At 59.4% G+C, this 26993-nt stretch carries 28 protein-coding genes; 13 read left to right on the top strand and 15 right to left on the bottom strand.

The window, feature by feature from the left end; translation table 11 throughout:
- Positions 1 to 33 precede the first annotated feature (33 nt).
- The 4 genes from radC to mutM all read left to right on the top strand — a co-directional run bounded on the left by radC (position 34) and on the right by mutM (position 2292).
- On the top strand, positions 34 to 717 hold the full coding sequence (radC, locus tag ATE40_RS20465) for a RadC family protein (protein WP_004931197.1): 684 nt from the start codon (positions 34 to 36) through the stop codon (positions 715 to 717).
- Positions 718 to 979: 262 nt separating this feature from the next.
- Positions 980 to 1216 (top strand): 50S ribosomal protein L28, encoded by a 237-nt coding sequence (rpmB, locus tag ATE40_RS24385; RefSeq protein WP_004931195.1) that lies wholly within the window; start codon positions 980 to 982, stop codon positions 1214 to 1216.
- Between the two features lie 11 nt (positions 1217 to 1227).
- Positions 1228 to 1395, top strand: a complete 168-nt coding sequence (gene rpmG / locus ATE40_RS20460; RefSeq protein ID WP_002442576.1) for a 50S ribosomal protein L33 — start codon at positions 1228 to 1230, stop codon at positions 1393 to 1395.
- A gap of 81 nt (positions 1396 to 1476) precedes the next feature.
- A complete protein-coding gene (gene mutM, locus ATE40_RS20455) occupies positions 1477 to 2292 on the top strand; it encodes a bifunctional DNA-formamidopyrimidine glycosylase/DNA-(apurinic or apyrimidinic site) lyase (RefSeq protein WP_025160307.1) in 816 nt (271 codons plus the stop codon).
- Positions 2293 to 2295: 3 nt separating this feature from the next.
- Here mutM and coaD read toward each other — a convergent pair whose 3' ends face one another.
- The 3 genes from coaD to waaA are packed head-to-tail and all read right to left on the bottom strand — an operon-like array spanning position 2296 to position 4836.
- Positions 2296 to 2781, bottom strand: coding sequence for a pantetheine-phosphate adenylyltransferase (gene coaD, locus ATE40_RS20450; RefSeq protein WP_004931181.1), 486 nt, complete (start codon positions 2779 to 2781; stop codon positions 2296 to 2298).
- A 3-nt stretch (positions 2782 to 2784) separates the two neighbouring features.
- Entirely contained in the window at positions 2785 to 3558 is a 774-nt protein-coding gene (locus ATE40_RS20445; RefSeq protein ID WP_063918313.1) for a glycosyltransferase family 2 protein, read from the bottom strand.
- A complete protein-coding gene (gene waaA, locus ATE40_RS20440; protein ID WP_019452200.1) occupies positions 3559 to 4836 on the bottom strand; it encodes a lipid IV(A) 3-deoxy-D-manno-octulosonic acid transferase in 1278 nt (425 codons plus the stop codon).
- A 125-nt stretch (positions 4837 to 4961) separates the two neighbouring features.
- Here waaA and ATE40_RS20435 point away from each other — a divergent pair, with 125 nt between their 5' ends.
- Positions 4962 to 5975, top strand: coding sequence for a glycosyltransferase family 9 protein (locus ATE40_RS20435; RefSeq protein ID WP_063918314.1), 1014 nt, complete (start codon positions 4962 to 4964; stop codon positions 5973 to 5975).
- A gap of 44 nt (positions 5976 to 6019) precedes the next feature.
- Here the strand turns inward: ATE40_RS20435 and ATE40_RS20430 are convergent, their stop codons facing one another.
- Genes ATE40_RS20430 through rfaQ form a run of 3 tightly spaced genes read right to left on the bottom strand, consistent with a single transcriptional unit; the run spans position 6020 to position 9329 of the window.
- Entirely contained in the window at positions 6020 to 7120 is a 1101-nt protein-coding gene (locus ATE40_RS20430; protein ID WP_063918315.1) for a glycosyltransferase, read from the bottom strand.
- A gap of 2 nt (positions 7121 to 7122) precedes the next feature.
- Complete coding sequence (locus ATE40_RS20425) at positions 7123 to 8250, bottom strand: glycosyltransferase family 4 protein (RefSeq protein ID WP_063918316.1); 1128 nt, start codon at positions 8248 to 8250, stop codon at positions 7123 to 7125.
- Positions 8247 to 9329, bottom strand: a complete 1083-nt coding sequence (gene rfaQ, locus ATE40_RS20420) for a putative lipopolysaccharide heptosyltransferase III (protein WP_019452204.1) — start codon at positions 9327 to 9329, stop codon at positions 8247 to 8249. Before rfaQ ends, ATE40_RS20425 begins: the two co-directional genes overlap by 4 nt.
- Positions 9330 to 9539: 210 nt before the next feature.
- Here rfaQ and ATE40_RS20415 point away from each other — a divergent pair, with 210 nt between their 5' ends.
- Both ATE40_RS20415 and ATE40_RS20410 read left to right on the top strand, forming a co-directional pair.
- Positions 9540 to 10496, top strand: coding sequence for a polysaccharide deacetylase family protein (locus ATE40_RS20415; protein ID WP_019452205.1), 957 nt, complete (start codon positions 9540 to 9542; stop codon positions 10494 to 10496).
- An 8-nt stretch (positions 10497 to 10504) separates the two neighbouring features.
- Positions 10505 to 11599, top strand: coding sequence for a glycosyltransferase family 9 protein (locus ATE40_RS20410; protein WP_063918317.1), 1095 nt, complete (start codon positions 10505 to 10507; stop codon positions 11597 to 11599).
- Between the two features lie 36 nt (positions 11600 to 11635).
- On the opposite strand, the gene ATE40_RS20405 is transcribed toward ATE40_RS20410, so the two are convergent.
- From ATE40_RS20405 to rfaD, 6 genes are read right to left on the bottom strand one after another with little or no spacing between them, the layout of a single operon-like run.
- Positions 11636 to 12613: a glycosyltransferase gene (locus tag ATE40_RS20405; RefSeq protein ID WP_063918318.1), complete on the bottom strand. Its 978-nt coding sequence runs from the start codon at positions 12611 to 12613 to the stop codon at positions 11636 to 11638.
- Positions 12610 to 13851 (bottom strand): O-antigen ligase family protein, encoded by a 1242-nt coding sequence (locus ATE40_RS20400; RefSeq protein WP_063918319.1) that lies wholly within the window; start codon positions 13849 to 13851, stop codon positions 12610 to 12612. The genes ATE40_RS20405 and ATE40_RS20400 overlap by 4 nt, the downstream gene beginning before the upstream one ends.
- Before the next feature lie 28 nt (positions 13852 to 13879).
- On the bottom strand, positions 13880 to 15046 hold the full coding sequence (locus ATE40_RS20395) for a glycosyltransferase (RefSeq protein WP_063918320.1): 1167 nt from the start codon (positions 15044 to 15046) through the stop codon (positions 13880 to 13882).
- Entirely contained in the window at positions 15043 to 16008 is a 966-nt protein-coding gene (rfaC, locus tag ATE40_RS20390) for a lipopolysaccharide heptosyltransferase RfaC (RefSeq protein WP_019452210.1), read from the bottom strand. The genes ATE40_RS20395 and rfaC overlap by 4 nt, the downstream gene beginning before the upstream one ends.
- 2 nt (positions 16009 to 16010) lie before the next feature.
- Positions 16011 to 17057 (bottom strand): ADP-heptose--LPS heptosyltransferase RfaF, encoded by a 1047-nt coding sequence (rfaF, locus tag ATE40_RS20385; RefSeq protein ID WP_063918321.1) that lies wholly within the window; start codon positions 17055 to 17057, stop codon positions 16011 to 16013.
- Between the two features lie 22 nt (positions 17058 to 17079).
- Positions 17080 to 18009 carry an ADP-glyceromanno-heptose 6-epimerase gene (rfaD, locus tag ATE40_RS20380; protein ID WP_063918322.1) on the bottom strand — a complete coding sequence of 310 codons (930 nt, stop codon included), beginning with the start codon at positions 18007 to 18009 and terminating at the stop codon, positions 17080 to 17082.
- 240 nt (positions 18010 to 18249) lie between these two features.
- Between rfaD and kbl the strand changes: the two genes are divergently transcribed.
- Together kbl and tdh are read left to right on the top strand one after the other, a co-directional pair.
- The gene (gene kbl, locus ATE40_RS20375) at positions 18250 to 19446 is read left to right on the top strand and encodes a glycine C-acetyltransferase (protein WP_004931154.1); all 1197 of its coding nucleotides are present in this window, start codon (positions 18250 to 18252) and stop codon (positions 19444 to 19446) included.
- Positions 19447 to 19455: 9 nt separating this feature from the next.
- A complete protein-coding gene (tdh, locus tag ATE40_RS20370) occupies positions 19456 to 20481 on the top strand; it encodes an L-threonine 3-dehydrogenase (protein ID WP_016929697.1) in 1026 nt (341 codons plus the stop codon).
- A gap of 40 nt (positions 20482 to 20521) precedes the next feature.
- Here tdh and ATE40_RS20365 read toward each other — a convergent pair whose 3' ends face one another.
- Genes ATE40_RS20365 through gpmM form a run of 3 tightly spaced genes read right to left on the bottom strand, consistent with a single transcriptional unit; the run spans position 20522 to position 24366 of the window.
- Positions 20522 to 21475, bottom strand: coding sequence for a divergent polysaccharide deacetylase family protein (locus ATE40_RS20365; protein WP_019452214.1), 954 nt, complete (start codon positions 21473 to 21475; stop codon positions 20522 to 20524).
- 2 nt (positions 21476 to 21477) lie between these two features.
- The gene (envC, locus tag ATE40_RS20360; RefSeq protein WP_063918323.1) at positions 21478 to 22812 is read right to left on the bottom strand and encodes a murein hydrolase activator EnvC; all 1335 of its coding nucleotides are present in this window, start codon (positions 22810 to 22812) and stop codon (positions 21478 to 21480) included.
- 9 nt (positions 22813 to 22821) lie between these two features.
- On the bottom strand, positions 22822 to 24366 hold the full coding sequence (gene gpmM, locus ATE40_RS20355; protein WP_063918324.1) for a 2,3-bisphosphoglycerate-independent phosphoglycerate mutase: 1545 nt from the start codon (positions 24364 to 24366) through the stop codon (positions 22822 to 22824).
- A 297-nt stretch (positions 24367 to 24663) separates the two neighbouring features.
- Between gpmM and ATE40_RS20350 the strand changes: the two genes are divergently transcribed.
- The 4 genes from ATE40_RS20350 to gpsA are packed head-to-tail and all read left to right on the top strand — an operon-like array spanning position 24664 to position 26922.
- A complete protein-coding gene (locus tag ATE40_RS20350; protein WP_015379424.1) occupies positions 24664 to 25098 on the top strand; it encodes a rhodanese-like domain-containing protein in 435 nt (144 codons plus the stop codon).
- Positions 25099 to 25126: 28 nt separating this feature from the next.
- Positions 25127 to 25375: a glutaredoxin 3 gene (grxC, locus tag ATE40_RS20345; RefSeq protein WP_019452217.1), complete on the top strand. Its 249-nt coding sequence runs from the start codon at positions 25127 to 25129 to the stop codon at positions 25373 to 25375.
- 57 nt (positions 25376 to 25432) lie between these two features.
- A complete protein-coding gene (secB, locus tag ATE40_RS20340; protein ID WP_004931139.1) occupies positions 25433 to 25903 on the top strand; it encodes a protein-export chaperone SecB in 471 nt (156 codons plus the stop codon).
- Positions 25903 to 26922 (top strand): NAD(P)H-dependent glycerol-3-phosphate dehydrogenase, encoded by a 1020-nt coding sequence (gpsA, locus tag ATE40_RS20335; RefSeq protein ID WP_019452219.1) that lies wholly within the window; start codon positions 25903 to 25905, stop codon positions 26920 to 26922. Before secB ends, gpsA begins: the two co-directional genes overlap by 1 nt.
- Positions 26923 to 26993 lie beyond the last annotated feature (71 nt).

The following is a 26993-nucleotide window of genomic DNA, read 5'->3' as shown; positions in this document are numbered from 1 at the left end:
TGGCATGCTGTAGCCCTTTCAGGGAGGAACACGATGAGCAACCCGATTGTGGCGTGCTGGCCGGGCGCGTTGGCACCGCGTGAAAAGCTGCTGATGCAAGGGGCGGCGTCGCTGTCCGACGCAGAGCTGTTGGCCATTTTCTTGCGCACCGGATTGCCCGGCGTGCATGTGATGCAGTTGGCGGAACAACTGCTGCGCCGATTCGGCTCGCTTTATCACCTGATGTCGGCCGATCATCAGGCTTTTTGTAGCCAAAAAGGCCTGGGCGACGCCAGCTATACCCAACTGCAGGCGATTGCCGAACTGGCGCTGCGCTTCTTTTCCAGCCACTTGTCGCAGGAAAATGCCATGCTCAACCCGCGCGTCACCCAGCATTACCTGCAAAGTCTGCTGGCGCATCGCGAGCGAGAGGTCTTTTTGGTATTGTTTTTAGACAATCAGCACCGGGTTATTCGCCATCAGGAGATGTTTGCTGGTACCATCAGCAGCGTCGTCGTCTACCCGAGAGAAATTGTGCGTGAAGCGCTGAAGGCTAATGCAGCCGCGCTGATTCTCGCGCATAATCACCCCTCGGGTAAGGCTGAACCCAGTCACGCCGACCGTTTGATAACCGAGCAAGTGGTGAAAGCCTGCCAGTTATTGGAGATCCGAGTGCTTGATCATTTGGTGATCGGTCGGGGTGAATGCGTCTCTTTTGCCGAGCGCGGATGGCTTTAAGCGATTTTTTCGCGATCCTTGTGGGATCTTTAGCTGTTCGGGACTTGAGCACTTACGCTTCAGAGCGTATACTACGCCACCTTTGAGAATCTTGGGTTTGGCGCAAGAGCCTATCTCAGCAGGTTTCTGACCTGATGTGTGGTTTCTACCTGATGACGAGAGTCTCCTCAGTATGAAGTTTGCTGAGATGGGCTCTAAAAGCCTGACGAGGCGGCCATACCCTATACGAAGCTCGAGCTGATTTGATTTTTGGAGAATAGACATGTCCCGAGTCTGCCAAGTTACTGGCAAGCGCCCGGTGAGCGGTAACAACCGTTCCCACGCAATGAACGCGACCAAACGCCGTTTTCTGCCTAACCTGCACTCACACCGTTTTTGGGTTGAGGCTGAGAAGCGCTTTGTAACTCTGCGTGTATCTGCTAAAGGTATGCGTGTTATCGATAAGAAGGGTATTGAGACGGTTCTGGCCGATCTGCGTGCCCGTGGTGAGAAGTATTAAGGAACTGAATCATGGCTAAAGGTGTTCGCGAGAAGATCAAGCTGGTTTCTTCTGCTGGTACTGGTCACTTCTATACCACCACGAAGAACAAGCGTACTAAGCCGGAAAAATTGGAACTGAAGAAATTCGATCCAGTTGTCCGTCAGCACGTAGTATACAAAGAAGCTAAAATTAAATAATTTTAGTGGATTAATGAAAAACCCGGCCTTGGCCGGGTTTTTTGTTTTATAAAGGGTAGAAAACGTCGGAGGGGAAGCCAGATGCCTGAATTACCGGAAGTTGAGACGAGCAGACGCGGTATAGAGCCTTATCTTGTCGGCCACAGCATTCAGTATGCGGTGGTGCGCAACGCGCGCCTGCGCTGGCCGGTTTCCGAGCAGATCCTGACGCTGAGCGATCAGCCGGTGCTCAGCGTGCAGCGTCGGGCCAAATACCTGCTGATCGAACTGCAGCGCGGTTGGATTATCGTGCATCTGGGCATGTCGGGCAGCCTGCGCATGCTGCGCGAGGAAAACGAAGACGAAGCAGGTAAACATGACCACGTTGATCTGGTGATCAATAACGGCATGATCCTGCGCTATACCGATCCGCGCCGTTTCGGCGCCTGGCTGTGGTGCGAAGATTTGGCGACCAGCAGCGTGTTGGCTCACTTGGGGCCGGAACCGCTGAGCGAAGCGTTCAACGGCGACTACCTGTATGAAAAATCACGCAATAAGCGCACGTTGATCAAACCGTGGCTGATGGATAACAAGCTGGTGGTCGGGGTCGGTAACATTTACGCCAGCGAATCGTTGTTCAGCGCCGGGATCCTGCCCGATCGTCCGGCGGGATCCTTGAGCAAAGCCGAAGCGGCATTGTTGGCGCAGACCATCAAGGCGGTGTTGCAACGTTCCATCGAGCAGGGCGGCACGACATTGCGCGACTTTTTGCAGTCGGACGGCAAACCGGGGTATTTCGCGCAGGAGTTGCAGGTTTACGGGCGGGCGGGAGAACCGTGCCGCGCATGCGGCACGCCGATTGAATCCGCCAAACATGGGCAGCGCAGCACCTTCTTTTGCCGCCGCTGCCAGCGCTGAGCATCACTCGGCGGCGAGCTTGGCCATCAGCGCCTGGGTGACCACATCGGGCAGGAAAGGCGCGATATCGCCGCCGTGGCGGGCGACCTCCTTCACCAGTGAGGAGGAGATGAACGACCACTCTTCGGAAGGCATCAGAAATACGCTTTCCAGCGTTGGCATCAAGTGACGGTTCATGTTCGCCAGCTGCAATTCGTATTCAAAGTCAGACACTGCACGCAGCCCGCGCACCAGGATATTGGCGTTCTGGTGGGCGGCGAAGTGCGCCATCAGTTCACTGAAGCCCAGCACTTCCACATTGTCCAGATGCGAGGTGACCTGCGTCGCCAACGCCACGCGTTCATCCAGGCTGAACAGCGGTTTTTTGCTCGGGCTGGCGGCGATGGCCAGAATCACGTGATCGAACATCAGTGACGCGCGCGTTACTAAATCCAGGTGGCCGTTGGTCATGGGATCGAAGGTCCCGGGATAGATGGCTTTGCTGGTCATGATTCACTTCTCTGAGTAGTTGCGGCCCAATGCCCATAATGCGGCATATTTATTGAAGGTATATTGCGCGTTGACCACCGCTAACAGCAACCCCTGTTTACCGTCCAGGAAGCCGGCGCGCAGCAGCCAGGTTTTGACGAAGGCGCCGAGCGTGTGGGTCAGGATAGACAGGTAGCCGCAGCGCTTGCCGGCCCGGTGGCGCTGGGTGGCCCACTCTTCGGCGTAGCGCAGCTGTTTACGCTGGAAGGCGAAGAAATCGCGGCAGGTCAGGTGCAGCATATCGCCGCTGAGGGGGATGACTTTAGCATCGCCGATGTTCAGCGATTCGTGCACCAGATCGTTGTTATAGCGATAGCGTTGGTTGGCGTACAGGCGGTTGACGCGGTCGGGATACCAGCCGCTGTGGCGCATGAAGCGGCCAAGGAACAGATTGCGCCGCGCGCAGCTGTAGACGGCGCCGTCGTCCGGCGCGTTCAACACCTGTTCGATAGATTGCCGCAGCTCGGGCGTGACGCGTTCGTCGGCGTCGATCATCAAAACGTAGTCATGGCTGGCGTAGCTTTGCGCCAGCTGACGCTGCTTGCCAAACCCTTGCCAGTCGGTGTGCGTGAAGACTTTGGCACCCAGGCTTTCGGCGACGGTGACGCTGTCGTCTTCGCTGCCGGAGTCCAGCACAATGATTTCATCGGCCCACTCGACCGAGCGCAGACAGTCCGGCAACAGCCCGGCTTCGTTTTTGGCGATCATCACCACCGACAGGCTTTTGCGGCTGCTCATTCAGTGACTCCGGGGCGGCAGGTGCGGTTCCAGCAGCTGCAGCAGGCGCTGCAACGCTCCCTGATTCTGATACAACACTTCCACCGCATGGCGGCCGTAGTAGCGGCGGTAGTCTTCGTCGGTCAGCAGGGTTTCCACTTCCTTCACCAGCGAATCGACATCGGTCACGGTGATCAGGCCTTCGGCCTGCGAAAGCTTGGCGCAAATGTCTTTAAAGTTGAAGGTGTGCGGGCCCATCAGCACCGGGATGGCGTGCGCGGCAGCTTCCAGCGGGTTGTGCCCGCCACGTTCCACCAGGCTGCCGCCGACAAAGGCCAGATCGGCGATGCCGTACAGCAGCATCAGCTCGCCCATGGTATCGCCGATCACTACCTGAGTGCTGCCGGATGGGATTTCGCCGCTGCTGCGCAGGGTGTAGCTGAAGCCGGCTTTCTGCACCAGCTCTTTGGCGGTCGGGAAGCGTTCCGGGTGACGCGGCACCAGGATCAGCAGCAGGTCGGGGTGTTTTTCCAGCAGTTTGCGATGCGCTTCCAGCAGGATGGTTTCTTCACCCTCATGGGTGCTGGTGGCGATCCACACCGGGCGGCGCGGCGCCCATTGGCGGCGCAGCGTAACGGCGCGGGCGGCCAGCTCCGGGGTGACGGAGATATCGAATTTCAGGCTGCCGGTGACGGCCAGCTGAGAGCGTTTCAGGCCCAGTTCGATAAACCGATCGCCGTCTTCCTGGTTCTGTGCGGCGATCAGCGTAATGCGGCGCAGCATATCGCGCATGAACCCGCCAATTTTCTTATAGCCAGCGGCGGAGCGTGCCGACAGACGTGCATTGGCGATCACCAGGGGGATCTGCCGCTGATGCAGCGCGTTGATCAGGTTAGGCCATAGCTCGGTTTCCATAATGATCACCAGCTTGGGATTCACCTGGTCGAGGAAGCGGTTCATGGAACCGGGCAGATCGTAGGGCAGATAGACATGATGCACGTCTTTGCCGAAAGCGGACTGGACGCGTTCTGAACCTGTTGGGGTCATTGTGGTCACAGTTATCGGCAAAGCGGGGTAACGGTGGCGTAGTGCCCGCACCAGCGGGATGGCCGCCAGCGTTTCGCCGACGGAGACGGAATGCAGCATGATGCCGCCTGGCACGACTTTCCCGGCGCAGAAGCCATAGCGTTCCGCCCAGCGTTTACGGTAGGCTGGAGCTTTGCGGCTGCGCAGCAGTAAGCGGAGCCAGATCAGGGGTTGGATGAGGTAGAGTAGTACCTGATATAAACGCAGCAACATTCTATCAATTTCATTTATATGGGTTATTCGGAATAGTACCATAACTGGAAGGGAAAGGCGCTAATTTGGTAACCTTGGGTGTCAGTTTCAGACAACCGGCGAGCGATTTCGCCGATAGGCTCGGAATGAAGAATATTTTAATTATTCGCCGCGATAACATCGGCGATCTTGTTTGCACCACGCCTCTGATCGAAGGGGTGAAAATTGCCTATCCAGACGCTAAAGTTTATCTGCTGATCAATAAAGTCAGCCAGGACGTTGTTAAAAACAACCCTCATCTCGAGAAAGTTTTTGTCTATAAAAAGGCCAAGCATAAGGCGAAAAATGAAACGACGTTGGGCGTTTATTTCGAACGTCTGATGATCTTCCTGAAGCTGCGCAAAATAAAGTTCGATGCGGTCATTCTGGCCAATCCGGTACCTTGCAAATACAGCCTGCGTTTAGCGAAAATGGCCGGCGCAACCCATATTATCGGCGCCGATTTGGGCACGAAAGATATTGATCGCCCGTTTCGCAAGGACGATTTCCGCGGCCTCCATCAGGTCGAACATACCTACAGCTATTTATCGGCGATCACCGATAAATCCATTCCAATCCCTCCGGTGCGGGTGTTTCTGACGCCGGAAGAGCGGCAGCTGGCGGCGCAGCGGTTGCTGGAACGTCTGCCGCCGGTCGAACGAGTCTGCGCCGTGCATATCAGCAGCCGCAGCCCGAAAAGGCGCTGGCCGGTTGAGCGCTATGCCGAAATCATCAACCGTCTGACTGCCGATCCCCACACCGGCGTGCTGATTTTCTGGTCGCCGCAGGGTACGCTGGCGCCGGACGACATCGGCGACCAGCAGCGCGCAGAACAGCTGTTGGCGCTATGCCAAAACGAACGCGTCGCGCTTTATCCGACGGCCTCGGTACGTGAGCTGTTGGGCGGGTTTGATTTATGCGTTCGGGTGCTGTGCAGCGACGGCGGGCAGATGCATCTTGCCGCTGCGTTGAATAAGGATATGGTGGTGTTCTTTGGCGATACCGATAAAGCGTCTTGGCATCCATGGACCGGTCGTCATCATATTTTGCAAAGTGAGTCTGGGCACTGTGAAGATGTTTCTGTCGATGAAGTTTGGCAGAAAATGCAGGCGCTCAACTAGCGAAGAAAATAAGGCAGGCGTCTCCTGCCTTATTTATTTCTTTATTATTGTTTTTTCAGTTCCAGATATTGGCGGCAAATAGGTTCCAGCCCATAGCTCAGCAATTGCTGTTGATTTATCTGCGGCGGCTTGGCGTAAATTTCCGCCATTTTTGCTGCCAGCGACGCTTCGCTTAATTCCGCCAGCGCGTTAGCCATTCCGGCTTTTTCCAGAATTTCCGCAGGGCCACCCGGACAACGGGTGCTGACCACCGGCGTGCCGCACAGCAGCGATTCTACCAGCACGTTACCGAACCCTTCGCTGTCGGAGCTGAGCACCAGCAGTGAGGCATGGCGAATAAACGGGTAGGGATTGGCCTGAAAACCGAGAAACAGCACGCGTTCTGCGATGCCTAGCTCCGCCGCCAGGCGTTTGGCGTCGGCGACTCTGGCGTCGTCTCCGGTACCGATCAAGGCCAATGGCGCCTGAATGCCGGACTGCGCATAGGCTTTCAGCAGCCGGTCATGCCGCTTTGCGGGGTGAAAACGGCCGACATGCACCAAATAGTCCTGGCCGGCCAGTTCGCAAGGCACCGCGGCCTGTTGCTGGATGGCGTCGATGTCGAACGGGTTGTTGATGACCGCCAGCCGGCGCGGGCGGATCGGCAAGTTCTGCTGCAGATCGTCGCCGACCGCCTGTGAAACGGCGACGATATTTCTCCCCTGGTAAACGTTGGCGATTTTGCGCTGCTTCAGCCAGCGGTCCAGGCCCTTGCGGTGGCCGAGGTAGGAGGTGGAGAGAATGCCGTGAATGCAGAACCACAGACGATCCGTGGCCAACCGCTTGCTGCGGCTGACGATGCGATCGGTTTTATGCAGGTTGGAGAACACCAGATCGAACGCGCCGTGTTGGCGTTCGTGTTCGGCTATCGCCCGATCCAGCGCAGCGGCGCGGCGCGACAGCTCGGTCAGCTTGCGCCAGGGGGCACGGCTGCGATCGGCCACCACCTGATAATCAATGCCTGACGGGATAGGGTAATTGCAGACGTCGCGCAGCGAGATAAGGCTGACGTCATGCCCCTGTTGCTGCATACCCTGACACAGGGTCAGCACCACTTTTTCCGCGCCGCCTCCCGGCAGGCCGTCGATGATCATCAGAATACGCATAGCTAGTCCAGTAACCGGTTATAGAGAGAAATCAGCTGTTCGGAGAGATGCGCCGGCGTAGCCGTCATAATGCGCAATCTCGCCGCTTCGCCCATGGATGATCCCAGCGCTTGGCGCGGCAGCGCGCGGATAGCCTCCGTGATGGCCGGCACGTCGAGCGCATCGGTGACGAAGCCGTTTTCGCCAGGGGTGATAAATTCGGCGCCACCGCAGGTGGTGCTGGTGACAACCGGCAGGCCGCATGACATCGCTTCCAAAATCACGTTGGGGAACGGATCGTACAGCGTCGGCAGCAGCAGCGCGTCCGCCGCCTGGTAGAACGGCAAGGTCTGCTTCTGCACGCCCATAAAGTGAATGCGATCGCTGCAGCCCAGCGACTGCGCCAACGCACGGTAGCGTTTTTCGGCCTTGTCTTTGCCGACCACCATGAGATGGCTGTCGGTCGCCGCCACGGCGCGGATGGCGGCGGCCAGCCCTTTACGCTCGAAACCGGAGCCGACAAAGATCAGGCAGTGCGCCTGTTGCGGGATCTGATATTGTTCGCGCAGGCCGCGGCGCAGGGCCTCGTCGGCGGGCGGGAATTTCTGATTGTCGATGGCGTTATAGATCACCGTGATCTTGTCGGCGGGCACGCCAAAGTCGGCGATGATCTCCTGCTTGATCATCTCGGCGTTGCAGATGACGGCTTTCAGCTCTGGCGCAGCGTACATGGCGCGTTCGGCGCACATCACGTAGCGGTGATAGCGGTTTGAAAACAGCCATTTGCGCCGCCATTCCGGCAGCAGACGCGCGCGTTGCAGCAGCCAGCGGCGATGTACGCCGTCGCCGGCGCGGTAGATGTCGCAGCCGGGAATGCGCTCGTGGCTTTGTACTAAATCGAAGCGCTCTTTCTGCCACAGCGCCCTGGCCGCCACGGCGAACCCCCGTTCGCGGCTGATGCGGCCGAGCTTTAACGGGTTGCACAGGTGGATGTGCCAGTTGGGATTGGCGTCACCCTGCCATTCGCGAGTGATGACGTTCAGATCGAGATCCTGTTGCTCCAGCGCCTCCAGGGCGCGGGAAACGAAACGTTCGGCTCCGCCGTCCGGGCGGTATTTTTGGCGAACGATCGCCAAACGAAATGCTTTCATGCCAGCGTGCTCCGCGCGGCTGCAATCACCGCGTCTGTAGGAATAAGGTCGAGATACCGTTCGTCGGTGCCGGTATCGATGGCGTCCGGATCGGGCAGTTCACCGAAGTCACCGGCCCAGATCACGGCGCCGGTAGCCTGCCATGGCCGCCAGAAGGTCAGCTTGGAAGGGCCGAACAGCGCTATGCATGGCGTTTGCAGCGCAGCGGCCATGTGCATCGGCACCGAATCCACGCCGATAAACAGTTTGGCGTGATCGATTAAGGCGGCCAATTGGCGCAGCGTCAGTTGCCCGGCCAACGAGATCACGCCCTGCGGCGGGCTGAGCGCCAAAATGCGCTCCACCATGGCTTTTTCTCTGGCGTCAGGGCCGGAGGTGATCACCAACTGGTGGCCGTCCGCCTGTAAGGCGGTGAGGGTGGCGGCCATCTTCTCTTCGCTCCAACATTTGAAGAACCAGCGCGACGTAGGCTGCACCACAATATAACCGCCGGCGACACCCTGTTTCTGCAACAGTTGCTCACAAGCCTGCCAATCCTTTGGATCATAACTCATGGTCACACGTTCATTGAGCGCGGGCAGGTTCAGCGGTGCCAGCAATGAGAGATTCTGTTCGACGGTATGCAGGCGGGCGTGATTGTCTACCGGTACCAGCTGCGTGTGACAGTGGCGCCACACGAAGCCGCGGCGTTTGGGAAAATCGAAGCCCAGACGGATGCGCGCGCCGGTCAGGCGCGTGAGGATGGCGCTGCGCCACTGATCGGCCAGGTTGACCACCAGATCGTAGCGCTGCGCTTTCAGGCGGCGCAGCAGCGCCAGTTCGTGCCCCAGGTGTGCGCGGGTGCCCTGCTTTTTCCATTGACGATCGATGGCGAACAGGGTCGACAGCTCCGGATTACTGGCCAGCATCTCCCGCGTTTCCTGATACAGCAGCACATCGATCTGCGCCTGCGGGTAGTTTTGCCGCAGGCTGTTGATGACCGGCGTGACCAGCAGCATATCGCCGTGGTGGCGCAGTTTTATGATCAGAATACGCTGTACGGATGGGGCGGAAGTTAGGGCTGGCGCGTCGTTCATCATGAGTCGCTTTCTGGGAAACCAATCTTTGATTCTAAATGACCCGATCGCATGTGGCTACTGTTGCACGGTTTTCTTGCCGAGCGGCAAAAAAATCGCCGGGTCGGGGACGAATGCGTCTCAACGTTGTCCAAACCAGGCAGCAAAGTCGTTTGCCCTGGCGAAACGGCCTGCGTAACATAGTGCATTCTGTTGATATCAGGCTCGATATTCATGACTAAACCGGCGTTTCTCATCACCATTGATACCGAAGGCGATAATCTGTGGCAAAACCACGATCGCATCGCGACCGAAAACACGCGTTTCTTGCCGCGCTTTCAGGCGCTGTGCGAAAAATACGCCTTCAAACCGGTTTATCTCACCAACTATGAAATGGCGATGGACCCGGCTTACGTCGAGTTTGCGCGCGACGTGATCGCCCGCGACGCCGGCGAGGTGGGGATGCACCTGCACGCCTGGAACAGCCCGCCGCTGACGCCGCTGACCGACGACGACTGGCGCCACAAACCTTATTTGATCGAGTATCCCGCCGATCAGATCCGCGCCAAGGTCGATCACATGACCAAGCTGCTGGAAGACGCTTTCCAGACCAAGATGCTCAGCCATCGCGCCGGCCGCTGGGCGTTCAACGAATACTATGCCTCGCTGCTGCTGGAATACGGTTATCAGGTGGACTGCTCGGTCACGCCGCGGGTCAACTGGCAGTTTTCGCCGGGCAATCCGCGGGGCAACGGCGGCACGGATTACAGCCGCTTCCCGTCGCAGGCCTATTTCATCGATCCGCAGAACATCGCCAAACCGGGCGCTTCGTCGCTGCTGGAAGTGCCGATGAGCATTCAGTACAAGCACTCGGCGCTGATGAATGCGTTCAAGCAGGGGTATGACCGGCTGCGCGGCAAGCGGCGCTCGCCATCCGTCAACTGGCTGCGCCCGAGCGGCGGCAATGTGGACAAGATGATAGGCGTGGCTGAGGCGTCGCTGGCGCAGGGGCATGACTACGTCGAATTTATGCTGCACTCCTCCGAATTTATGCCGGGCGGCAGCCCGACGTTCAAGACCGAGCAGGATATCGAAGTGCTGTACCGCGATCTGGAACAGCTGTTTGACTGGCTGCAGCAGCGTACGGTGGGCATGACGCTGGCCGAGTATTATCAACTTAAAGCGAACTAAGAACTCACATGTCGAAGAAATGGAAAATCAAGGTTGCCGACTGGTTCTTGCGCCGCTATACGGCGAAATACGGCCGTTTTCAGGACAAGGCGACGTTTGACGGCGCCCAACAGTTTGACAATATCGTCATCTATTCCACCACGGCGTTGGGCGACTTCATGTTCAACACGCCGGCGCTGAGGGCGATGAGGGAACGCTACCCCAGCGCCCACATCACGCTGGTGGTGCACAAGAAAAACCGCGAGCTGGTGGAAAACGGTCGTTATTACGATCGCGTGGTGTATTGGGACAGCAAGATCAAGACGATACGTCCATTGCTGAAATCGCTGCGCGAACATCGGCCGGATTTGGCGCTGATTCTGCACTCCCACCTGCCTTATGACATCATCAGCGCCGTACTGGCCGGGGCGAAGTACATTATCAGGGATAACTACAGCTCAGGCATTTGCGGGCTGGAGCCTTGGCTGACCAACTACATCTTCCATTATTACGGCCACTTCGTGCGCCGCAAACTGGAGCTGATTTCCATCCTGGGTTGCCGCAGCGACGATCCGACGATGGAAATTCCCGTGGACTATCAGCGCGGCGTCAAAAGCAGCGAGCATCCTACCATCGGTTTTCAACTGGGGGCGTCAACAGAGTCGCGTTGCTGGCCGGTTTCGCACTATGCGCGGCTGGCCGATGAACTGGTGGCGAAGCACCCTAATGTGCGCATCGTACTCATTGGCGCACAGTTTGACGACGGCAAGGCAAAGCAGTTTATGAGCCTGATCGGCCCGCAAACGCAGGCCTGCGTGGATAACCAGATCGGTAAAACGGGGCTGCAAGGCTTGCTGACGCTGATCGACAGTTTTCATGTTCTGGTCACCGGCGATACCGGGCCGCTGCATCTGGCGGTGGCGCTGAAAGTGAAAACCATCAGCCTGTTCGTGACCGCCGACTCACGCTCTACCGGCCCGATTCAGGATGCTGAACTGCACCGCATCATTCAGGTGTCGCGTACCGGCTATACGATGCCGCTGGAGGCAGAAAGCCCGATGGGAGTCATCCAGCCGCAGCGGATTTATGATGAGTTGGTCGCGCACGTGCCTTTAGCGCGCTAGAGGTGCGGCACCGCATCGGCCGCCTGGCCGATGCGGTTAGTGCGGCTTACGCCCGTGCAGTCTCGAAAGAAAGGTATCCACGCGCGCATAGCGCATCTGGCGGACTTTTTTGCTCGGCACGTCGCTGTTGCGGCAGATCTCAGCGGTGCGATGCAGGATATGCAGCGTTGCCGGCGCGTAATGATAATAGCCGTATACCGTCTTCGACATGCTTTTCACCTCGGAAAAGCAGTTGGCCAGCATCAGGGCGGCCAACCGGCGCAGCGGCTCATCCCCGGGATGCTGCGCCACAAAACGCAGCATTTTCTCCATGGCGAACAGCAAATCTTCGATATCTTTGGGTTTGATATTGCGGGTGATGCCTTGGCTGTTGTCCCGATAGAAATAGAGTTCGCAGTCGAGATGGGCGATGCGGCGGGTTTTGAAATACTGAAAAGGCGTGAAAATCACGTCTTCATAGCGCCTGCCGTCTTCGAACGTTTCCCCTTCCAGCAGCGTACGTTTATACACGCGGCTCCAGAGATGCCACATCGAGCGTGCAAACAGCGGTTGCAGGCAGCCGAGCCCCAACTGTGGAAAGTCGTAGGCCACGGGCTGCACTGCGCGGTTATCCGGGGTTGGCGGTTGTTCGGTAAACTTCTGATAATTGAAGTCGATCAGGTCATCTTCCCCGGCTGTCAGCAAGGGCCGCAGGATCGCCAGGTAGTCGTCGCTCAGCAGATCGTCGCCGTCGAGAAAAGTGATATAACGCCCGGTGGCCCGTTGCAGGCCGACATTGCGGGCGTGCGCAATGCCGCCGTTGGCTTGTGAAGTAAAGACCACGCGCGGATGCCGCCGCTGCGCCAGATAGTGGCTGACCAGCGCGCCGGAAGCGTCGGTGGAGCCATCGTCGATGATCACCACCTCGATATCGTCGTTAATCTGTGCAAATAACGAATCCAGCGCAGCGATAACGAACGCTTCATTATTATAAAACGGCACGATGACGCTGAGCAGCGGCTGCTGAGGATTCACGGTGTTGGTTCCTGGACAGGGGGCTGTTTCGCGACGGAAAGAACGGCGGCGATCAGCGCCAGACAGAACATGGCGGTGCCTTCCGTGCTGAAGAAGATAACGTCGCTCAGGCCGTAAACGAACAGACTGGCGCTGACGCTCAGCAGCAGCGCGTTGCGCTGCGGCCGGAATGAAGAGAAGAACAGCCCCACATAGAGCGCCAGCAGCAGCAGTGCGCCCCAGACGCCCTTGAGCGAGTAGGTTTCCAGCAGTTCGTTATGCAGGTGGACGTTGATGTAGGGCATGACGCCAGACAGGCGAGGCTGCTGTGCGACCATCGCGCGGATCTCTTCGCCGCGCTGCTCGGCGGATTGGCCCCATGGGGCATCCGCTCCTGTACGCCATGCAATCACCTGCATCGACAGACGGGAAATGATGGAGTTATCTATCTCGGGTTTATCGATCAGTTGCATGTTGGTTTTGAAGTCGGCAATGCGTTGTTCAATCTGCGTTTTAAAGACGAACCCGCAGATGAGCAGCAACACTGGCACCGAGGAGACCAGTACAAATTTGTGTTTCCTGGAAACCAGCTGCTTGGTCGCCAGCAGCGACAGGCAGACCGCCACCGGGTAGACCAGCATGGCCGCTCGCGTGCCGGTGAGCACCAAAGCAGAGAAGGACAGCACGAATGCCGCAATGTACCACACCAGACGGTAGCGGGTGCGCAGCATCAGGATGGCCTGCATCATCACCAGATCGATGGCGGTCATCAGGTAGGCAGCGACCGTGGCGCGATCGAAATTGAGCTCTACGCGCGGAATATCCAGACGCAGCCCCTGATAGAGGGAATAGCCGTTGACCGCCAGACCGGTAACGAGAGCTACAACGATCAGCAGACGCTGCACACACAACCGCTCATTGAGCGCGATCAGCAGGATGAACGCAGTAGCGAGCTGCAGTTTGCCGGTCGACATATAAGAGCGATAAATGTTGATGTAGTCACCCGGCTGTTTGAAGTGATGCATCCAGAGGATGGTTCCCATGCCCACGCTGAACATCAGTGCGGGCAGCAGCAGATTTTTAACGTTGCTGAAGTAGTAGCGCGGGTACAGGCAAACGGCGATAAAGGCGATGTAGCTGGAAACGTAAAACAGATTGCGTCCGGTCGCGGAACCGAAAGGAATGGTACAAAAAGCGATGGCGCACCCCAGATAGATCAGATAGCTGAAGGCAGGGTGCGGCGTTCTGTGTTTTAGCATCGGGCGTGTTTTCCGGCTCACGTTTTAATTAAGCGATGAAGGATCGCAGCGTGTCGTCGAACTCAGCTTTGAACTGAGCATAGTTGAAATGCTCAGCAGGATAGCGCTGCGCATTGCGGCTCAGAGTCTGGTAGGTTTCGCGCTCCAGTAATTTCTCAACGGCATCCGCACAGTCGAGATGCGACAGCAGCTTGGGCGACACCAGACTGTCGGTCAACGGATCGTAGACCTCATGCGGGAAGTCGACCTCGATATCGGTGAGCTGTCGGTGTTGTTCAATGGTGATCGACGGCGTCAGGCCAATGCCGCAGACGCCGTCTTTCACCGCCTCCGGCTGGCCGTCAACCTGCGGGAAAATGACCGGCACGCCGAAATAGAGCGATTCCATGCAAGACAAGCCAAACGGTTCGGTTATCGGTGTACTCATGTAGATATGCATACGATTGAAGAAGCCGGCGACATCGTCCTGGTAGCCGCTAAAAGTCACGCGATCGCCGAGCTGAAGCCGGGCCGCCAGCGCCTCGAACGCTGCGCGATCCGGCCCTTTGCCGGCCACTTCCAGCGTGACGTCATGTCCGCGCCGCAGCAATTCCTGCATCATCAGCAGCGAAACGCTGATGCCTTTCAGGCTGACCAGGCGCGAGGCGGTGCCGATCCTGATCGGCTGTGACAGCACTTTCGGCGCGTCGGCGATCCCCGCCGGCGTCTTGATGCGGTTGATCACCACGTGATTTGGGCAAGGCAGATTAAAACGCAGCTCCATCACCCGCTTCGACGCGTGCGAGGCGGAAATGACGCCGTCCAGCATGGCGAAGAAACTCAGCGTCTTTTTATTCTTGGGGTAACGCCAGGAGCAGCCGTGATCGTAGTAAACCAGTTTGCCGCGCTTGGGTTTGGCCGCCAGCCCCGGCACCAGGTCCCAGACGATCACTACGTCGGCGTTCGCCCGCTCGATTTTCCACTTCAGCAAAAATTTGCGCAGGAACTGCGGGCAGCGCAACGGCAGCGCATTGATTAGGCGGTTGGCGAAGGTGACGGGCTGATGCGCGGGCAACTGGCGGCGGATCTCTTCGCCAATGTCACCGCTGATGCACAAGACCTGGTTGCTGCCGTCGGTGGTATCGTTGATGTACTGCAGGAACAGGCGCTCGACGCCGCCCATTTTACCCAGGTTGATAATATGCAGTTTTTTCATGCTATAACCTTTTGCAACGCCTGCCATGCTGTATCGGCGTCGATTGTCGCCATGCTTTTTTCCGGCGAAATCAGCGAGTGCTGATTTTGCCCGTAGCCGCCGATCAGGCCGGGATCGGTCGGCCCGAACAGCGTGATGTTCGGTTTGTCGAGCGCGGCGGTCAAATGGCTTAGCCCGGTGTCGACCGAGACCACCCCTTTGGCGCCGGCCAGCACTTCGGCCACCTGCTGCAGGCTGAGTTTCGGCAGCACCTCGACATGCGTAAAACCTTCCGCCAACCGCAGCGCGCGCTGATGTTCATGCTCTGCGCCCCACGGCAGTTTGATCTTCAGCCCGCTGTCGGCCGTCAGCGCGATCAGCTCACGCCAGTTTTGCTCCGGCCAGTGTTTATCGTCACGGGTCGTAGCGTGCAAAAACACCAAATACTGTCCGGCATCGGCCGGCGGACTGCTGAGAAAACGCGCGGCGATGGCGTAATCGCCGTAGCTGCCCGGTTTGTCGTAACCGAGGCTTTTGGCGAACAGCTCGCGCGTGCGTTCCACCGCGTGCTGCTGTTTGTCTATCTCATGGCGAACGTTGTAGAACCAGCTGGCGAACGGCTCGCGTGCGCTCTTGCAGTCGGGGCCATGCTTGTTGCCCTTGGCGATGCGCGTGATTAGCGCGGCGCTTTTGATCAGGCCCTGTGCGTCGATCACCACATCGTAGCGGCGTTCTTGCAGCGCGCGCTTGAAGTCGCAGCGCTGCTGCCGGGTGTCGTTGCCGAACCAGTTTTTACGCCAGCGGCGAATGGCCACCGGGATCACGCGGTCCACCGCCGGGTGCCAGGTGGGAATTTGGCTGAAGCCTTCTTCCACCACCCAGTCGAAGCGGATATCGGGAATGGCCTGCAGCGCGTCGGTCAGGGCGGGCAGCGTATGCAGCACGTCCCCCATCGAGGAGGTTTTTACGATTAACACCTGCATGACTATTCCTCGCTGGCGACAAGCAACGGCGTCAGCGCGTCCAACACTTGCTGCGGCTGAATATCGATCAAACTTTGGTGGTATCCCTGATCGGCATCGCCTTTACGCACCTTGTGGTAGCCGCTGATCAAACGGATAACGCGCGCCTTGTCGGAGAGCGGCGGCGTGAAGTCGGGGCTACTTGGGCCGTACAAGGCTATCAGCGGTTTGTTCAACGCGGCGGCAACGTGCATTAAACCGGAGTCGTTGCTGACCACCGCCCGACAGGCCGCGATCAGGATAACCGCCTGCTCCAGCTGGGTTTTCCCGGCCAGGTTGAGGCAGAAATCGCGCGCGTCTTCCTGCAATGCGGCGCGGATCTGTTCACCGGCTTCGTGGTCTTTCGCCGAACCGAACAGCGTGACCTGATAGCCGCTCTCGATCAGCTGCTGAGCCAGCGTTGCGTAGTGATAATGCGGCCAGCGTTTGGCGGGGCCGAACTCCGCGCCCGGGCAGAAGCCGACGATCGGTCGGCTGTCAGTCAGGTTAAAGGCCGAAGTGGTTTCGGCGATCTCTTCGTCGCTCACCTGCAGCTGCGGCCACAGCAACGGCTGCGGCAGATCGTCGGCGCGCTGAATGCGGCCTTTGTCATAGGCCAGCGCCACGTAGCGCTGCACCATCAGCGGGAAGGCCGTCTTGTCGAGCACGCGGACGTCGTTCAGCAGGCCGTAACGCATTTCGCCTCGCCAGCCGGTGCGCTGCGGGATATCGGCGAAGAAGGGTACCAGCGCGGATTTGAACGAGTTGGGCAGAACGTAAGCGCGATCGTAACGGTTGGCGCGCAGGGCGCGCCCCAGGCGGCGGCGCTCGCCGAGCCCCAGCGCGCCGTGGCCCAGCGGCATCGCCAGCGCCTGATTGACTTCCGGCATGCGCGCCAGCAGCGGGCGGCACCAGGCCGGCGCCATCACATCGATCTCCGCCGACGGGTATTCGGCCTTCAGGGTGCGATAGAGACTTTGCGACATCATCATGTCGCCAACCCAAGAAGGGCCGATAACCAGTATTTTCATACCCAGCGTTAGTTCCTTCAGCTTATGCGGTGCGGTTCAACCAGGCCATGTACTCTTTCACGCCTTCGGCGACCGTTTTGAACGGTGCGTCGTAGCCGGCGGCGCGCAGCTTGGTCAGATCGGCCTGGGTGTACGCCTGATAGCGGCCCTTCAGCTTCTCCGGGAATTCGATGTATTCCACCGCGCCCTTCTGGTGGAAGTCCACCACCGCGTCGGCCACCGCCTGGAATGTTTCCGCCCGGCCGGTGCCGCAGTTGAAGATGCCGGATTTGCCGGTTTCCCAGAACCACAGGTTGACCGCCGCCACGTCGCCGACGTAGATGAAGTCACGCTTGAAGTTTTCGCTGCCGGCGAACAGTTTCGGGTTTTCGCCGCGGTTGATTTGGGTGTTCAGGTGGAAGGCGACGCTGGCCATGCTGCCTTTGTGGCCTTCGCGCGGGCCGTAAACGTTGAAGTAGCGGAAGCCGCAGATCTGCGAGTCCGCTTCCGGCAGGATCTCGCGCACGTACTGATCGAACAGGAATTTGGAGTAGCCGTACACGTTGAGCGGCGCTTCATATTGGCGCTCTTCGATGAACTCTTCGCGGCCGCCGTAAGTGGCGGCGGAGGAGGCGTACAGGAACGGAATTTCGCGATCCAGGCAGTAGTGCAGCAGGTCTTTGGAGTACTGATAGTTATTGTCCATCATGTACTTGCCGTCCCACTCGGTGGTCGCGGAGCAGGCGCCTTCGTGGAAGACCGCTTCGATATCGCCCAGATCGTCGCCGGCCACGATGCTGGCGATAAAGTCTTCTTTATCGACATAGTCGGCGATGTCCAGATCGACCAGGTTGACGAACTTGGTGCCGTCTTTCAGGTTATCCACCACCAGGATATCGCGATATCCCTTGTCGTTCAGTGCCTTAATGATGTTGCTGCCGATCATGCCGGCGCCGCCTGTGACGATAATCATTGGGTTACCCCTGCTAAGCTGCCTGGTGGAGCACAATGCCCCACGCTCAATGGCGGTTATCATAGCATTTCATGCCGCGGCAAACAGCGTAAGGGCTCCGAATATCCCGCATTGCCATTGAAGTCCGCTTTTTGCCGTGATATCTGCTGCAATTTTAATATTCTCTCCCGCGCATTCTCGTCAGTTTGGTTACAAATCAGTAAAATATGCCGCAAATAGCCCAATCCTGGAGATAACCGAATGTCAGCGTCTTTTTATCAGCAGTTGGAACAACAGCTTGCCGCCACTCGCAGTGAAGGGCTGTTCAAGGAAGAACGCATCATCACCTCCGCGCAACAGGCGGATATCGCCGTCGCCGACGGCAGCCATGTGATCAACTTCTGCGCCAATAACTACCTGGGCCTGGCCAACCATCCGGCGCTGATCGCCGCCGCCAAGTCGGGGATGGACAGCCACGGTTTCGGCATGGCGTCGGTGCGCTTCATCTGCGGCACTCAGGACAGCCACAAACAGCTGGAACAGAAACTGGCGGCCTTCCTGGGCATGGAAGACGCGATCCTGTACTCCTCCTGCTTCGACGCCAACGGCGGGTTGTTCGAAACCCTGCTTGGCCCGGAAGACGCCATTATCTCCGATGCGCTGAACCACGCGTCGATCATCGACGGCGTGCGCCTGTGCAAGGCCAAGCGCTATCGCTACGCCAATAACGACATGACCGAGCTGGCCGCGCAGCTGAAGCAGGCCAAAGCCGACGGCGCGCGTCACATTCTGATCGCCACCGACGGCGTATTCTCGATGGACGGCGTGATCGCCAACCTGAAAGGGGTGTGCGATCTGGCGGACGAATATCAGGCGCTGGTGATGGTGGATGACTCCCACGCGGTAGGCTTTGTCGGCGCCAACGGGCGCGGTACTCATGAATACTGCGAAGTGATGGGCCGCGTCGATATCATCACCGGTACGTTAGGCAAGGCGCTGGGCGGCGCTTCCGGCGGCTACACCGCCGCCAAGAAAGAAGTGGTGGAGTGGCTGCGCCAGCGTTCGCGCCCGTACCTGTTCTCCAACTCGCTGGCGCCGGCGATCGTCGCCGCATCGATCAAAGTGCTGGAACTGCTGGAAGAGGGCGATGCCCTGCGCGATCGCCTGTGGGCCAACGCGCGGCTGTTCCGCGAAAAAATGACCGCCGCCGGCTTCACCCTGGCCGGCGCCGATCACGCCATCATCCCGGTGATGCTGGGTGAGGCGAAGCTGGCGCAGGAGTTCGCCAATGCGTTGCTCAAGGAAGGCATCTATGTGACCGGTTTCTTCTATCCGGTGGTGCCGAAAGGCCAGGCGCGCATCCGTACCCAGATGTCTGCCGACCACACCCCGGAGCAAATCGAACGCGCAGTGGCGGCGTTTACACGTATCGGTAAGGATCTTGGCGTTATTGCATAAGGTAAAACCATGAAAGCACTGTCAAAACTGAAAGCGGAAGAAGGGATTTGGATGACCGACGTGCCTCAGCCGGAGCTGGGCCACAACGACATCATGATCAAAATCCGCAAAACCGCGATCTGCGGCACCGATGTGCATATCTACAACTGGGACGAGTGGTCGCAAAAAACCATTCCGGTTCCGATGGTGGTCGGCCATGAATACGTGGGCGAAGTGGTGGCGATCGGTCAGGAAGTCAAAGGCTTCAGCATCGGCGATCGCGTGTCCGGTGAAGGGCATATCACCTGCGGCCATTGCCGCAACTGCCGCGGTGGCCGCACACACCTGTGCCGCAACACCGTCGGCGTGGGCGTGAACCGTCCGGGCAGCTTCGCGGAATACCTGGTGATCCCGGCGTTCAACGCCTTCAAGATCCCGGATAACATCTCCGACGAACTGGCGTCGATCTTCGATCCGTTCGGTAACGCGGTGCACACCGCGCTGTCGTTCGATCTGGTCGGGGAAGATGTGCTGGTGTCCGGTGCCGGCCCGATCGGTATCATGGCGGCGGCGGTGTGCAAACACGTCGGCGCGCGGCATGTGGTGATCACCGACGTTAACGAATACCGTCTGGAACTGGCGCGCAAGATGGGCGTGACCCGTGCGGTGAACGTCAGCAAGGAAAACCTCAGCGACGTGATGGCCGAACTGGGCATGACCGAAGGGTTCGACGTCGGCCTGGAAATGTCCGGCGCGCCGCCGGCGTTCCGCACGCTGCTCAATGCGATGAACCACGGCGGGCGCATCGCCATGCTGGGCATCCCGCCTTCGGATATGTCGATCGACTGGAACCAGGTCATCTTCAAAGGTTTGTTTATCAAAGGGATTTACGGTCGCGAAATGTTCGAGACCTGGTACAAGATGGCGGCGCTGATCCAGTCCGGTCTGGATTTGACCCCGATCATCACCCACCGTTTCTCGATCGACGAGTTCCAGCAGGGCTTCGACGCCATGCGCTCCGGCAAGTCGGGCAAAGTGGTGCTGAGCTGGGATTAATCTCGGCAGACGTGAAAAGGGCCGGAATTCCGGCCCTTTTTTATGCTTGCGGTTTGGCTTGCGTCCAGTGTTGCCAATGACGCTTGATGAAGGCCACCGGTGGCGAAGTGGCGATGCTGTCGGCGATGACGCCCAGCGCGGTGCCGGCGTTGGTACTTTCCTTCGGCGGTTTGACCTTGCACTGCTTGATGCCGCCGCTGAACGGGTTCTTCGGCTGCGGTTTCTGCGGTTTAACCGGCGGTGGGACGTAGCTGCCGCCGCCGTTGCCCTGCGGTTCGTTCAGCAGTGCGCTCGGCTTGACCAGCACGATATCGGCGGGCAGCGACGGCAGCATCTGCTGCAGCACTTTCACCGTCGCCGGGCGCGGGTGGCCAATGGCGATGGCGGAGCCGTTGCGCCGCGCCAATTCGACCGCGCGGTTGAACTGACGGCGGATGTCGGCTTCGTTTGCGGTATCGTCGAGGAACACCTTGCGTTTGATCACTTTCACGCCGGTGCCAGCCGCGGCGCGGGTTGCCTGGCTGCTGCCGATGGTCATGCTGTCGAGAAAATACAGACGGTAGCTTTCGAGCGCCTGCATCACTTTCTGCATGCCCGGCAGGCTGGAGGTCATGGCGCTGCCCATGTGGTTGTTCATGCCGACCGCATAAGGCACGTTGTTCACCGCGTTGCGGATGATGCGCTGGATCTCTTCGCTGCTCATGGAGGGCTGCAGAGTATCGCGCTCCAGCGGCTGCTTGCTGAGCGGCGCCATCGGCATGTGGATCAAGACTTCGCGGCCCTGGCTGTGGGCGCGGGTGGCCATCAGGCGGGCATGCGGCGCGTTGGGCAACACCGCGACCGAGATCGCCGTCGGCATTTGCAGCACCGCGTTTTCTTCGTGAGGGCGGTAGCCCACGTCATCGATGACGATGGAGAGTTTGCCTGCCTGCGCAGCGTAAACCTGCAGCAGACAGCCGATTAACAGAGCTGTACGGGTTTTGACATAGCGCAAATCTATCTTCCCAACCACGGCAGTGGGTTAACCGCCTGTCCCTGACGACGGATTTCGAAATAGAGCGACGGCGTTCCCTGGCCACCGCTGGTGCCCACCAGAGCGATCGGCTGGCCGGCGCGCACCTGCGCCCCGACGTTGACCAACGCGCTTTGGTTGTAGCCGTACACGCTCATGTCGCCTTTACCGTGTTCGACCACCACCATCAGGCCATAGCCTTGCAGCCAGTCGGCCAGCAGCACGCGGCCATCGGCGACGGCTTTCACTTCGCTGCCTTCGCGGGCTTCAATCACCATGCCTTTCCAGCGTAGCTCGCCCTGCTGCGGTTCGCCAAAGCCGTGCAGCGTGCGGCCGCGCACCGGCCACATCAGCTGGCCGGCCGGACGACCGAGGCCGCCGGTACGCGCCATCAGCGAGCGATCGGCTTCGCTCGGTTTGTAGGTGGTGCCGGTTTTCTTCGCCTGCTGTTCTTTGATGCGCACCTGTTCGCGCACCTTGGCCGCTTCACGCGCTTCGCGTTCGGCGCGCGCACGGGCTTCGCGCTCCGCCCGGGCGATCTTGTCGCGCATGCGGGCTTCGTTCTGGCGCAGTTCCACCAGGCGTTGTTGGTCTTTTTCCAGCGAGGCTTCCAGCGCGGTCAGCGTTTGCTTGCGGGCGCCGCGCGCCTGCTCCAGCTTCTGCTGCTGCGTCTGTTGCTCGCCCAGGAGAGATTTTTGCTGGCCCTGTTTGGCCACCAGCGTGGTTTTTTGCTTCGCCAGCTCGGCGCGGGTCTGCTTCAGCTCTTCGATGGTTTTCTGACGCGCTTCGTTCAGATAGCCGAAATAGGCCAGAATACGTTCGCTGCGCTGGCTTTCTTCACCGCTGAGGATCAGCTGCACGGCGCTGTGCTGCCCTTGCCGGAAGGCGGCGTCGAGCTGTTTGGCGAGGAGGTTTTGTTGGGTCGACTGCTGCTTTTGCAGCTTGGCGATCGAGGCGTTCAGGCCGGAAATATCCTTGCCCAGCTGGGTGAGCGTGCCCTGGGTGTCGCGCAACTGGCGGCTGGCCTGGGCGATGGTTTTTTCCTGCTGACGCAGCTGATCCTGCAGCGAGCTGCGCTGCTGTTGCTGCTGCTTCACCGCTTTTTCTTTCTCGGCGATGCTCTGCTGGATGTCTTTCAGCTGGGATTTATTGTCTTCCGCCGCCTGGCCAGCGAGCGGCAACAGCAAGACGCCAGCGCAAAATACGCTGGCGCACATGGCGGTGAACGTCCTTGGCGCGGTGCGTTCAGGCAGCGGTCGGCTGCCTGCGTTTGCGCTTCGGGTTACCCTTGATAGTGCAAAAAACGCCTTCTCCCTCATGGAGAAGGATTATTCCACGATGAACAGCGGCTTACCAGTCATCTCTTGCGGGATTTCCATTCCCATCAGTGTTAGCAGGGTTGGCGCGATGTCCGAAAGCTTGCCGCCTTCGACCGCCCGCGCCGGTTTGCCGACGTAAATCAGCGGCACCGGCAGGCTGGTGTGGGCGGTGTGCGCCTGCCCGGTGGCCGGATCGCGCATCTGTTCGGCGTTGCCGTGATCGGCGGTGATCAGCAGCTGGCCGTCGACGTCGCGCACGGCGTCAACCACCTGAGCGATGCACGCGTCCAGCGTTTCCACCGCTTTGACCGCCGCTTCATACACGCCGGTATGCCCCACCATGTCGCCGTTCGGGTAGTTGCAGATAATGGCGTCGTATTTGCCGCTGCGGATGGCGCTCAGCAGCTTGTCGGTCAGCTCGGCGGCGCTCATCTCCGGCTGCAGATCGTAGGTGGCGACCTTCGGCGAGTTGACCAGCACGCGGTCTTCGCCCTTGAACGGCGCTTCCACGCCGCCGTTATAGAAGAAGGTGACGTGGGCGTATTTTTCGGTTTCCGAGATGCGCAGCTGGGTTTTGTCGTGCTTCATCAGCCATTCGCCGAAGGTGTTGGCCAGCGACGCCGGCGGATAGGCGCAGGCGGTCGCGATGTCGGCGGCGTACTCAGTCAGCATCACGAAATCGCCGAACTGCACCCGCTTGGCGCGCGGGAAACCGTTGAAATCCGCGTTCACGAAGGCGCGGGTGATCTGGCGCGCGCGGTCGGCGCGGAAGTTCATGAAGATCAACGCGTCGCCGTCCTGCATCGCGGCATCGGCCTCACCGGCGGCGCGAATGACGGTCGGTCTGACGAACTCGTCGTTTTCACCGCGTTCATAGGCGGCCTGCAAGCCGGCAGCCGCATCGTCGGCCAGGTAGTCGCCTTTGGCCGCGGTCAGCAGGTCATAGGCCAGCTGCACGCGATCCCAGCGGTTGTCGCGGTCCATCGCGTAATAACGCCCGATCAGCGAAGCGATGCGCCCGACGCCCAGCGCGGCGAAGGCATCGCGGCAGCGTTGCAGCGGGGCTTCGGCGCTGCGTGGCGGGGTGTCGCGCCCGTCGAGGAAGGCGTGCAGATAGATGGCTTTGGCGCCGCGCTGGGCGGCCAGCTTGATCATGGCCAGGATGTGCTCGTCGTGGCTGTGCACGCCGCCCGGCGACAGCAGGCCCATGATATGCACCGCCTTGCCGGCCGCCACTGCCTTGTCGACGGCGGCAGTCAGCACCGGGTTGGCGAAGAAGTCGCCGTCGGCGATCGCTTTGTCCAGCCGGGTCAGATCCTGATACACGATGCGCCCGGCGCCCAGGTTGACATGACCGACTTCGGAGTTGCCCATTTGCCCGTCGGGCAGGCCGACATCCAGCCCGGAAGCGGCGATCAGCGTATGCGGCTGCTCCTTCCACAGGCGATCCATCACCGGGGTGCCGGCGTTCAGGATCGCGTTGTCCTCCCGCTCTTCACGGTGGCCGTAACCGTCCAGGATCACCAGTACCATCGGTTTTTTGTTGCTCGACATTGCATTGACCTCTTATGAACTTTTTAAGCTGCGAATAGCCATGCGCCCGCCGCAAGCATGGCTATTCGCCCTCGAAAAACCGGCTGATTTTACACCGCCGCCGGCGATAAATAGCCCAAAGAGATCAAGGTTGCGGCGAATCGCGCGGGCTTTTATGCTCTGACGTCGGGAATTTCTCAGCGCAGCCCGCAGTTTCTACAATCGCGCTTGCTTATTGGCTGTATTTGCCGCACTCGGCAGGTATACTCTGGAACCTTGACTTATTTATCCCTTAACTGACGGGAGTTGTTACACCCCATGCTGCAAGAAATTATGCCATTCGTAAGCAGACACCCTATTCTGAGCCTGGCTTGGATCGCTCTGCTGGTCGCCGTGATCGTCATGACGTTCAAAAGCCGTTTCTCCAAGGTCAAAGAGATCGCCCGCGGTGAAGCTATTCGTCTGATCAACAAAGAAGAAGCCGTGGTGGTCGACACCCGCAGCCGCGACGATTTCCGCCGTGGTCACCTGGCCAACGCCATCAACCTGACCGCCAGCGAAATCAAAAACGGCAGCCTGGGCGAGCTGGAAAAACACAAAGCGCAGCCGATCATCGTCGTGTGCGCCAACGGCACCGCCTCCCGCGAGCCGGCGGAGAACCTGAGCAAGGCCGGTTTTGAAAAGGTGACTATGCTGAAAGACGGCATTGCCGGCTGGAGCGGAGAAAACCTGCCGCTGGTGCGCGGTAAGTAACCGTTTAACCTATTTGAGGTGGCAATCCATGGCTAACATTGATATCTACACCAAAGCGACCTGCCCGTTCTGCCATCGCGCCAAGGCGCTGCTGAACAGCAAGGGCGCGGCGTTTAACGAGATCGCCATCGACGGCGATAGCGCCAAGCGCGAAGTGATGATCGAGCGCAGCGGGCGCACCACCGTGCCGCAGATTTTCATCGACGGCCGGCATATCGGCGGCTGTGATGATTTATATGAACTCGATGCTCGCGGCGGCCTGGATCCGCTGCTTTAAGCCGCTTGCCGGTTCATCGAGTGTCAATAAGGACGTTTAACCAAGGGTATTACTCACATGTCAGAACAAAACAGCACTGAAATGGCTTTCCAGATCCAACGTATTTATACCAAGGACATCTCCTTCGAAGCGCCGAACGCGCCGCAGGTTTTCCAGCAGGAATGGCAGCCGGAAGTTAAACTTGATCTGGATACCGCGTCCAGCCAGCTGGCTGACGAAGTGTATGAAGTGGTACTGCGCGTAACCGTGACGGCGACCCTGGGCGAAGAGACCGCGTTCCTGTGCGAAGTGCAGCAGGCGGGCATCTTCTCGGTAGCAGGCATCGAAGGCACGCAGCTGGCGCATTGCCTGGGCGCGTACTGCCCGAACATCCTGTTCCCGTATGCGCGCGAGTGCATCACCAGCCTGGTTTCCCGCGGTACCTTCCCGCAGCTGAACCTGGCACCGGTCAACTTTGACGCGCTGTTCATGAACTATCTGCAGCAGCAGGCGGAAGGCGAAGGTGCCGCACCACATCAGGATGCCTGATGAACACCGTCAATGCTTCAATGACTGTCATCGGTGCCGGCTCGTACGGCACCGCATTGGCCATTACGCTGGCGCGTAACGGCCATCCCGTGGTGTTGTGGGGACATAACCCCGCGCAAATTCAAACGTTGCAGCACGATCGCTGCAATCAGGCGTTTCTGCCCGACGTTCCTTTCCCCGATACGCTGTTGCTTGAAGCCGATTTGGCGCGTGCGCTGGCCGCCAGCCGCGACGTGCTGGTGGTGGTGCCGAGCCACGTGTTCGGCGACGTGCTGCGCCAGCTGAAGCCGCATCTGCGCCCGGACGCCCGCATCGTATGGGCCACCAAAGGGCTGGAGGCGGAAACCGGCCGCTTGCTGCAGGACGTGGCGCGTGAAGCGTTGGGCGAGGCGATCCCGCTGGCGGTGCTCTCCGGGCCGACGTTCGCCAAAGAGCTGGCCGCCGGCCTGCCGACGGCGATCGCGCTGGCGGCGACCGATGCGCAGTTCGCCGACGATCTGCAACGGCTGCTGCACTGCGGCAAGAGCTTCCGCGTCTACAGCAACCCCGATTTCATCGGCGTGCAGCTTGGCGGCGCGGTGAAGAACGTGATCGCCATCGGCGCCGGCATGTCCGACGGCATCGGTTTCGGCGCCAACGCTCGTACCGCGTTGATTACACGCGGGCTGGCGGAAATGAGCCGTCTGGGTTCTGCGCTGGGCGCCGATCCTTCGACGTTCATGGGCATGGCGGGGCTGGGGGATCTGGTGCTAACCTGCACGGACAACCAATCGCGCAACCGCCGCTTCGGCATTATGCTGGGGCAGGGCAAAGGCGTGCAGGAAGCGCAGGACAGCATCGGTCAGGTGGTCGAGGGCTATCGCAATACCAAAGAGGTGTTGGCGCTGGCGCAGCGGCACGGCGTGGAAATGCCGATCACCGAACAGATTTATCAGGTGCTTTACTGCCATAAAGACGCCCGCGAAGCGGCGCTGAGCCTGCTGGGGCGCGCCCGAAAGGACGAAAAGCCCAGCGTGTGACATAAAACGATATGCCGGGGCAGCATGCTGACCCCGCAAATGACCTGGGCCGCTTCGCGCTACCGTGTGAA

This window comes from Serratia surfactantfaciens (genome assembly GCF_001642805.2).
GTDB classification, from domain to species: domain Bacteria; phylum Pseudomonadota; class Gammaproteobacteria; order Enterobacterales; family Enterobacteriaceae; genus Serratia; species Serratia surfactantfaciens.
This window is presented reverse-complemented; position numbering and strand designations above follow the sequence as displayed.

Bases quoted from the DNA above. Each gene is read 5' to 3' on its own strand.
- radC (WP_004931197.1), top strand. From the start codon at position 34: ATGAGCAACCCGATTGTGGCGTGCTGGCCGGGCGCGTTGGCACCGCGT.
- rpmB (WP_004931195.1), top strand. From the start codon at position 980: ATGTCCCGAGTCTGCCAAGTTACTGGCAAGCGCCCGGTGAGCGGTAAC.
- rpmG (WP_002442576.1), top strand. From the start codon at position 1,228: ATGGCTAAAGGTGTTCGCGAGAAGATCAAGCTGGTTTCTTCTGCTGGT.
- mutM (WP_025160307.1), top strand. From the start codon at position 1,477: ATGCCTGAATTACCGGAAGTTGAGACGAGCAGACGCGGTATAGAGCCT.
- coaD (WP_004931181.1), bottom strand. From the start codon at position 2,781: ATGACCAGCAAAGCCATCTATCCCGGGACCTTCGATCCCATGACCAAC.
- ATE40_RS20445 (WP_063918313.1), bottom strand. From the start codon at position 3,558: ATGAGCAGCCGCAAAAGCCTGTCGGTGGTGATGATCGCCAAAAACGAA.
- waaA (WP_019452200.1), bottom strand. From the start codon at position 4,836: ATGTTGCTGCGTTTATATCAGGTACTACTCTACCTCATCCAACCCCTG.
- ATE40_RS20435 (WP_063918314.1), top strand. From the start codon at position 4,962: ATGAAGAATATTTTAATTATTCGCCGCGATAACATCGGCGATCTTGTT.
- ATE40_RS20430 (WP_063918315.1), bottom strand. From the start codon at position 7,120: ATGCGTATTCTGATGATCATCGACGGCCTGCCGGGAGGCGGCGCGGAA.
- ATE40_RS20425 (WP_063918316.1), bottom strand. From the start codon at position 8,250: ATGAAAGCATTTCGTTTGGCGATCGTTCGCCAAAAATACCGCCCGGAC.
- rfaQ (WP_019452204.1), bottom strand. From the start codon at position 9,329: ATGATGAACGACGCGCCAGCCCTAACTTCCGCCCCATCCGTACAGCGT.
- ATE40_RS20415 (WP_019452205.1), top strand. From the start codon at position 9,540: ATGACTAAACCGGCGTTTCTCATCACCATTGATACCGAAGGCGATAAT.
- ATE40_RS20410 (WP_063918317.1), top strand. From the start codon at position 10,505: ATGTCGAAGAAATGGAAAATCAAGGTTGCCGACTGGTTCTTGCGCCGC.
- ATE40_RS20400 (WP_063918319.1), bottom strand. From the start codon at position 13,851: ATGCTAAAACACAGAACGCCGCACCCTGCCTTCAGCTATCTGATCTAT.
- ATE40_RS20395 (WP_063918320.1), bottom strand. From the start codon at position 15,046: ATGAAAAAACTGCATATTATCAACCTGGGTAAAATGGGCGGCGTCGAG.
- rfaC (WP_019452210.1), bottom strand. From the start codon at position 16,008: ATGCAGGTGTTAATCGTAAAAACCTCCTCGATGGGGGACGTGCTGCAT.
- rfaF (WP_063918321.1), bottom strand. From the start codon at position 17,057: ATGAAAATACTGGTTATCGGCCCTTCTTGGGTTGGCGACATGATGATG.
- rfaD (WP_063918322.1), bottom strand. From the start codon at position 18,009: ATGATTATCGTCACAGGCGGCGCCGGCATGATCGGCAGCAACATCATT.
- kbl (WP_004931154.1), top strand. From the start codon at position 18,250: ATGTCAGCGTCTTTTTATCAGCAGTTGGAACAACAGCTTGCCGCCACT.
- tdh (WP_016929697.1), top strand. From the start codon at position 19,456: ATGAAAGCACTGTCAAAACTGAAAGCGGAAGAAGGGATTTGGATGACC.
- envC (WP_063918323.1), bottom strand. From the start codon at position 22,812: ATGAGGGAGAAGGCGTTTTTTGCACTATCAAGGGTAACCCGAAGCGCA.
- gpmM (WP_063918324.1), bottom strand. From the start codon at position 24,366: ATGTCGAGCAACAAAAAACCGATGGTACTGGTGATCCTGGACGGTTAC.
- ATE40_RS20350 (WP_015379424.1), top strand. From the start codon at position 24,664: ATGCTGCAAGAAATTATGCCATTCGTAAGCAGACACCCTATTCTGAGC.
- grxC (WP_019452217.1), top strand. From the start codon at position 25,127: ATGGCTAACATTGATATCTACACCAAAGCGACCTGCCCGTTCTGCCAT.
- secB (WP_004931139.1), top strand. From the start codon at position 25,433: ATGTCAGAACAAAACAGCACTGAAATGGCTTTCCAGATCCAACGTATT.
- gpsA (WP_019452219.1), top strand. From the start codon at position 25,903: ATGAACACCGTCAATGCTTCAATGACTGTCATCGGTGCCGGCTCGTAC.